This is a genomic window from Cupriavidus gilardii (assembly GCF_017598945.1).
Taxonomy (GTDB): domain Bacteria; phylum Pseudomonadota; class Gammaproteobacteria; order Burkholderiales; family Burkholderiaceae; genus Cupriavidus; species Cupriavidus gilardii_E.
On sequence record NZ_JAGFTW010000015.1, the window covers coordinates 1 to 6,223 of the forward strand.

The following is a 6,223-nucleotide window of genomic DNA, read 5'->3' on the forward strand; positions in this document are numbered from 1 at the left end:
GGTAACCGCGTTCGGTCACCTGCTTGATCGCCTCGGCCCGGAACTCATCCGTATATCGCTTGCTTTTCATGCTTCCTCCAGTCTCAAAAACACCCTATCAGGTGTCTACAAGACCGGGGACGTACCATACGACGCCTTGGCCGAGGACAAAGGTGTGCACCTGCGCCTGCAGGGCGACGCCAGCATCGTGGGCGATCGTCTGATGCTGCGGCGCGCGCTCAGCAATCTACTGTCGAACGCACTGCGGTATACGCCGAGCGGCAAAGCGATCGTGATCCGGGCACGGGAGCAAGACGGCGGTGCCACCATCGTGGTGGAAAACGAAGGGGAGGGAATCGATCCCGAGCTGCTGCCGTCGCTGTTCGACCGGTTCTTTCGCGCCGACAAGTCCAGGGCGCGCGCCGATTCGGACAGCGTCGGACTTGGATTATCGATCACGCAAGCCATCATGGCGGCGCACGGCGGAAGAGCTTCGGCTGAGTCCACCGGTGGGCTTACTCGTTTTATTCTGAGCTTCCCGCGGCGTCACCCACCAATTTAGGGGAGGCCAGACTATTCGGCGGGGGCAACGCGCTCGGTCGGCTGCGCTGTTGGGGAACGAATGGTGAAGAGCGCAGCGGTCGCAGCAAGGCCCAATCCGCCCGACACCCACAACGCGTGCGCTCCCCAGAGATCTATGCAGATGCCGAACAGCCACGGCGCCAGCGCTTGCGCGATCCGTGCCGGGACCATCAGCAACCCTTGCCGATGCCCGTAGCCATACGGGCCGAAGATCACAAGCGGCAACGTCCCTTTTGCGATGGTGAGGATGCCATTGCCTGCACCGTGAAGTACGCCGAACAACGTAGCGGCCGGTGCACCGACGATCGCAAAGGCCGCTGCGCCGATCGGGTGCAGCGACGCAGCAAGCCGTGCCGACAGCAGCGGATGGACCTTGCGGAGCAGACCGAACTCCAGCAGACGGGCGCCTACCTGCGCAGGACCAATCAGCGCACCCACCACGACGGCCGTGGCCAGGGTCGCACCGCCCACCTGCAACAGCCGCGGCAAATGCGAGGCCATAGCCGTGCTGATGAACCATGTCGTGGCAAACACCGATGCCAATGCATAGGTCACCAGCGGCCGCGGAGTCGGAATGCCAAGGTCGGCGTCTGAGGAAGTCGCGCTCTGCCGTGCGCTTGGGCGGGCTAACACCTCGGCGGCGCGCGGCAGACTGGCATTGAGCGCTAGTCCCAGCGTCAAGTGCAGGGCCGCCCATACGAAGCAGGCCACGCGCCAACCGTAGTGGCTCTCGAGATATGAGGAGAGCGGCCAGCCAACCGTGCTCGCGAAGCCTGCGATCAGCGTGATGCCTGTGATGGCATTGCGCGAACGTATGCCATACAGCCGCACCAACGTCGCAAACGCGGCTTCGTAGAGACCGCTGCCCATGCCAACGCCCAAGATCAGCCATGCCACGAACAGGCCAACGGCCCCCTGGGCGAGCCCTAGACCGGCGAGTCCCGCTGCAAACACGAGGCTCGTACCGATCAGCACCGGCCTTCCGCCGAAACGGTCGATTAGCCTCCCGGCATATGGCCCTAGCATCGCCGAGATAACTAGTGCCGCGCTGAATGCCGCGAAGACCGTCGGTACGCGCACGCCCGTGTCGCGCGCCATGGGCGTAGCTAGCATCGCCACCAGATAGTAGGACGAGGCCCAGGCCAGTGTTTGCGCGGCTCCGAGTCGCGCCACGAGACTGCCGTTCGGCGAGTTCGCCATCCTGAGTCCTACTCGACTTCGCTGGCGTCGGTATCTGGGGCAGGTGCCTGCTGCTCATGGTCCATCGCCGCTGCAGTCAGTGCGGTGGCGTCCGCCGGGGCGGCCTCTTTGCGCTCACTGTAGCGGTCGGTCAGATACGTGGACCGGTCCCGGACCAGCAGCGTGAACTTGTACAGTTCCTCCATCACATCGACCACCCGGTCGTAATAGGGAGAGGGCTTCATGCGGCCCGACGCGTCGAATTCCTGGTACGCCTTGGCTACCGACGACTGGTTCGGGATGGTCACCATACGCATCCACCGGCCCAGCACGCGCAGAGCGTTGACGGCATTGAACGACTGCGATCCGCCGCAGACCTGCATGACCGCCAGCGTGCGGCCCTGTGTCGGACGGATACCGGCGTGTTCGAGCGGCAACCAGTCAATCTGGTTCTTGAAGACAGCCGTCAGCGTGCCATGGCGCTCCGGGCTGCACCAGACCTGGCCCTCAGACCGTTCGGAAAGCTTGCGCAGTTCCACGACCTTCGGATGGTCGGCTGGCACGCTGTCGGTCACCGGCAAGCCATGAGGGTCGAACACACGCGTTTCGGCGCCGAAGTGCTGGAGGATGCGTTCGGCTTCGAGCGTCAGGAGCCGGCTGTAGGACGTTTCGCGCAATGAGCCGTAGAGCAGCAGGATACGAGGCGGGTGGGTGCTGACGCGCGCTGGCGCGAGCTTGTGCAGGTCCGGCGTATCGAGCACGGAAGACACGACATGGGGCAGGGATGCGGTCATCGCGTGACCCTCCGGCCCTGGGCATCAATGACGACCTCGCCGTCCTCCTTGCTGAACGGTCCCTGTTGCGGCGATGGCAGGATGTCGAGCACCAGTTCCGACGGCCGGCATAGCCGGACGCCAAGCTCGGTGACAACGAAGGGCCGGTTAATCAGAATTGGATGCGCGAGCATCAAGTCGATCAACTGATCGTCGGACACCGCCGGATTAGCGAGACCCAGTTCTGCGTAGGGCGTTCCTTTCTCCCGAATCGCCTGACGCACAGTCAGGCCCGATAGCGAAATCATCATCTGCAGCTGCGCACGCGAAGGCGGGGCAATCAGATACTCGATGACCTCGGGCTCGATGCCGGCATTGCGGATCAGCGCCAGCGTATTACGCGATGTTCCACATGCGGGGTTGTGGTAGATGGCAACGGACATTTGGCTTCTTTAGTTGGCCTTGGCCTCGTACCACGTTTGCGAGCGGTTCACGATGTTGACGACCAGCAGCATCACAGGCACCTCAATCAGTACGCCCACCACCGTCGCCAGCGCGGCACCCGACTGAAAACCGAACAGGCTGATGGCGGTTGCCACGGCCAACTCGAAGAAGTTGCTCGCGCCAATCAGGCTGGACGGACCCGCCACACAGTGCGCGACGCCCAGCTTGCGGTTCAACAGGTAGGCCAAGCCCGAATTGAAGAACACCTGGATGAGGATCGGGACGGCTAGCAGCGCGATCACGAGAGGCTGGTCGATGATGGCCTTACCCTGGAAAGCAAACAGCAGGACCAGCGTTAGCAGCAGCGCGGCGATTGAGTACGGTCCCAGCGCGTGCGCGACGCGCTGGAAATGCGCGACTCCACGGGTCAGCAACATCTTGCGAACCCACTGCGAAATGACGACTGGCACGATGATGTACAGGCCCACTGAGGTCAGCAGTGTGTCCCACGGCACCGTGATCGACGACAGCCCGAGCAGCAGGGCCACGACCGGCGCAAATGCGACGACCATGATGGCATCGTTCAACGCCACCTGCGACAGCGTGAAATACGGATCGCCTTTGCAGAGCTGGCTCCAGACAAAGACCATGGCCGTGCATGGCGCAGCAGCAAGCAGAATCAGCCCCGCGACGTAGCTGTCAAGCTGGTCGGCTGGCAGCAATGGCGCGAACAAGTGCCGCACGAAGATCCAGCCGAGCAGCGCCATCGAGAACGGCTTGACGGCCCAATTGATGAACAGAGTCACGCCGATGCCGCGCCAGTGAGACTTGACTTGTCCCAGCGCCGTGAAGTCGATCTTCAGCAGCATTGGGATAATCATGACCCAGATCAGGAGCCCCACAGGCAAGTTGACCTGCGCGTATTCCATGCGACCAATGCTCTGGAACACTTCCGGCATCATCTGGCCCAACGCGATGCCTACGACAATGCACAGCGCGACCCAGACGGTGAGATAGCGCTCGAAGAAGCCAATGGCCGGCTTGGTGGCAGCCGGGACGGACGAAGTCATGTTCGGGCTAGTCATCGGTCAGCTCCGGGCCAGACGTTGGAGCGCCTCTTGCAATTGCGCGTCGGTCATCTGCTCCATCGGTAGCAACAGCAGCTGCAGCATGCGGTATGCAATGGCCTGGCGCGTCAGTTCGAACGCAAGCCGCTTTTTGCTGTCTTCGCCTTCGGTGGTCGACGGGTCCGGAAAACCCCAGTGAACCTTGACCGGGCTTCCGGGCCAGTAGGGGCATTCCTCGGCTGCAGCGCTGTCGCACACGGTGATGACGACGCGCATTTTGGGAGCGCCTTCGGCAACGAATACGTCCCAATTCTTGCTACGAAAGTCGTTCACATCGACACCGGCTTCGCGCAGAACATCAATGGCGAGGGGATTGATGCGGCCGCTTGGCGCGCTGCCGGCGCTGTAGGCCCGAACGTCGCGGCCAAGTTCCTTTGCAAGTTGGTTCAGCATGCCTTCGCCGAGCACGCTGCGGGCCGAATTGTGAGTACAGAGTATTAGGACGTTGGTGGTCATGGAGCGGAGCCGAAAAAGTGGGCGGATAACGCGGACGCAGTCAGCTCGTGCCGATGTCTCGCACGGCCTTCTGGAGCGCGACCTTATCCAGCTTTGGTAGAGGCAGGGACAGGAACAGTTCGATACGACGCTTCAGGGTGATGGTGGCATCGTTGATGGCTTGCTGCTTTTGCGCGTCGGTGCCGTCGCAAGCGGCCGGGTCGGGGACGCCCCAGTGGGCGGTCATCGGCTGGCCCGGCCAAACCGGGCACAGTTCTCCGGCGGCCTTGTCACATACGGTGAAGACGAAATCGAGTTGCGGAGCGCCATCCTGCGAGAACTCGTTCCAGCTTTTGCTCCGAAAGTTGGCCGTATCGAGACCGTGGCGCGACAACGCCGCAAGCGCGAGCGGATTAACGACACCCGTTGGGTGGCTGCCCGCAGAGTAGGCGCGGAACCGCCCCTTGCCGAGATGGTTCATCAGCCCCTCGGACAGGATCGACCTGGCCGAATTGCCGGTACAGATAAATAGAACGTTGTAGATTTTTTCGCTCATGGTTGACCTTCAGCAGCAAGACGATTTCGCGTTGACAGCAATACCAAGGGGCTTGCCCTTTGGCGCTCGGGGGGCACAACAGGCGGATTCCGTTTGCGCGGCGTCGGTCTGCCGGGAATCGCCGTACACCGGCACGCTCTCGAGCGTGTGGAAGTGCTCCCAGGCAATGCCTTGCGGATCGGTGAGCCAGTACTTGTCGCTGCGGGAATAGCAGCAGGTTGTCTCACCTTCGTCGAGCCGGGCCATATCAGCGGCGTCGGCGCGCGTCTTCAGCTCCGCCAGCTCGGCGGCATCATCGGTCTGGAATCCCAAGTGATCGACGCCAGGCTCTGCACCGCGGGCCGATATGGCGAAGTTCACCCGTGGATCTTCAAGCATCCATTTGGCGTAGTCGTCTTTGACGACGCTCGGCTCAGCGGCAAATAGGGCTGAGTAATACCGAATGCTGGCGGAAAGGTCGGCGACGCTTACGTGGACGTGGAAGCGCTTCATGATCAGGACTCCGAGGTATTGGCAAAGCGGTCGATCGGCGAACACGTGGCCCCGCCGCAGCAGTTCTCAGTGAGATAGGCAATCAAGGCGTTCATCGCCTCAAAGCGAGCCATGTAGACGATGGATCGGCCGTCCTGGCGGCTCGCCAGCAGACCAGCTCGGTGCAGCTCTTTTAAATGAAAGGACAGCGAGGACGCTGGCATGTCCATCAGCTCGGCAATGCGACCAGCTGGCAGGCCCTCCGGTCCGGCTTGGATAAGAAGGCGGAACACGGCCAAACGGACAGCGTGAGCGAGCGCAGCGAGCGCGCCTAGGGCGTTTTCGGTTTCCATGCTTCGAATATAGTCGAATGATGGAATTGACGCAAGGGTGGGCAAATGGGCTCGTACTCGGTCGGGTTACGAATGTCGAAGTCTTAACCGATGAGGACAGCCCGGTTCGCCATTGGGCGGCGCATCCCAAGACCATGACCTGGCACAGCAGCGCGCCAGGGCACGCTGGGCAAGTGATCACGCCACCGTGCTATTACGATAAGTATCCTTATCGTAATAGCCAGTTCGCTGCGCTAAACTGGCCCCCATGAAATCACGCCTGACCCTACCTAACTCCACATCATCCGCCAGCACGGGTATGGATACGGCCCCGACCGATGCCTC

Annotated in this window: 9 protein-coding genes; 1 reads left to right on the forward strand and 8 read right to left on the reverse strand. The window is 62.0% G+C overall.

Annotated features, from left to right (window positions below; genetic code table 11):
• Nucleotides 1-541 (forward strand): ATP-binding protein (locus J5T34_RS07080; protein ID WP_244258751.1); only part of this gene is annotated, 541 nt, incomplete at its 5' end.
• Between the two features lie 11 nt (nt 542-552).
• On the opposite strand, the gene J5T34_RS07085 is transcribed toward J5T34_RS07080, so the two are convergent.
• The 8 genes from J5T34_RS07085 to J5T34_RS07120 are packed head-to-tail and all read right to left on the reverse strand — an operon-like array spanning nt 553 to nt 5,899.
• Nucleotides 553-1,761 carry an MFS transporter gene (locus J5T34_RS07085; RefSeq protein WP_208579245.1) on the reverse strand — a complete coding sequence of 403 codons (1,209 nt, stop codon included), beginning with the start codon at nt 1,759-1,761 and terminating at the stop codon, nt 553-555.
• An 8-nt stretch (nt 1,762-1,769) separates the two neighbouring features.
• A complete protein-coding gene (gene arsH, locus J5T34_RS07090; RefSeq protein ID WP_208579246.1) occupies nt 1,770-2,534 on the reverse strand; it encodes an arsenical resistance protein ArsH in 765 nt (254 codons plus the stop codon).
• Nucleotides 2,531-2,956 (reverse strand): arsenate reductase (glutaredoxin), encoded by a 426-nt coding sequence (gene arsC / locus J5T34_RS07095; RefSeq protein WP_208579247.1) that lies wholly within the window; start codon nt 2,954-2,956, stop codon nt 2,531-2,533. Before arsC ends, arsH begins: the two co-directional genes overlap by 4 nt.
• Before the next feature lie 9 nt (nt 2,957-2,965).
• A complete protein-coding gene (gene arsB, locus J5T34_RS07100) occupies nt 2,966-4,042 on the reverse strand; it encodes an ACR3 family arsenite efflux transporter (RefSeq protein WP_208579248.1) in 1,077 nt (358 codons plus the stop codon).
• A 3-nt stretch (nt 4,043-4,045) separates the two neighbouring features.
• Complete coding sequence (locus J5T34_RS07105; RefSeq protein ID WP_208579249.1) at nt 4,046-4,540, reverse strand: arsenate reductase ArsC; 495 nt, start codon at nt 4,538-4,540, stop codon at nt 4,046-4,048.
• A gap of 40 nt (nt 4,541-4,580) precedes the next feature.
• Complete coding sequence (locus tag J5T34_RS07110; RefSeq protein WP_208579250.1) at nt 4,581-5,075, reverse strand: arsenate reductase ArsC; 495 nt, start codon at nt 5,073-5,075, stop codon at nt 4,581-4,583.
• 9 nt (nt 5,076-5,084) lie between these two features.
• Nucleotides 5,085-5,567, reverse strand: a complete 483-nt coding sequence (locus J5T34_RS07115; RefSeq protein ID WP_208579251.1) for an ArsI/CadI family heavy metal resistance metalloenzyme — start codon at nt 5,565-5,567, stop codon at nt 5,085-5,087.
• 2 nt (nt 5,568-5,569) lie between these two features.
• Nucleotides 5,570-5,899, reverse strand: coding sequence for an ArsR/SmtB family transcription factor (locus J5T34_RS07120; RefSeq protein WP_208579252.1), 330 nt, complete (start codon nt 5,897-5,899; stop codon nt 5,570-5,572).
• Between the last annotated feature and the right edge of the window lie 324 nt (nt 5,900-6,223).